The sequence below is a fragment of the Microvirga sp. HBU67558 genome (assembly GCF_018069605.1).
Lineage (GTDB): Bacteria > Pseudomonadota > Alphaproteobacteria > Rhizobiales > Beijerinckiaceae > Microvirga > Microvirga terrae.
On record NZ_JAGPUP010000146.1, the window covers coordinates 1 to 339 of the forward strand.

At 68.4% G+C, this 339-nt stretch carries 1 protein-coding gene; it reads left to right on the forward strand.

Going from position 1 to position 339, the window contains the following annotated elements; genetic code table 11:
- A partial coding sequence (locus KBI52_RS00595; protein ID WP_210804761.1) for a hypothetical protein occupies positions 1-339 on the forward strand: 339 nt, incomplete at both ends.

A 339-nucleotide genomic window follows, 5' to 3' on the forward strand; every position in this document is an offset into this window, starting at 1 on the left:
ACGGTGGCGGCGGACTTCAACGACAACGCCACGGGAACCATCCCGACCACGAACGTGGCGGCGACGGCCAACACGGCCATGAACCCGTTCACCGGCATCACGGTGACGGACGAGGAGAACGACGCGGTCACGCTGACGATCTCGTTTGTCGCCGGCGGGACCTGGGTGGTGCCGGCGAGCACGACCGGTCCGAACGCCGTGAACGTGACGGACAACGGGGCCACCACGGGCACGCGCATCCTCACCTTCACCGGCAAGGCCGTCGACGTGGCGAGCCTGATCGATACGGTGCAGTACACGCCGGCCGCGGCCGGCACCAAGGCGTTCACGGTGAGCGTG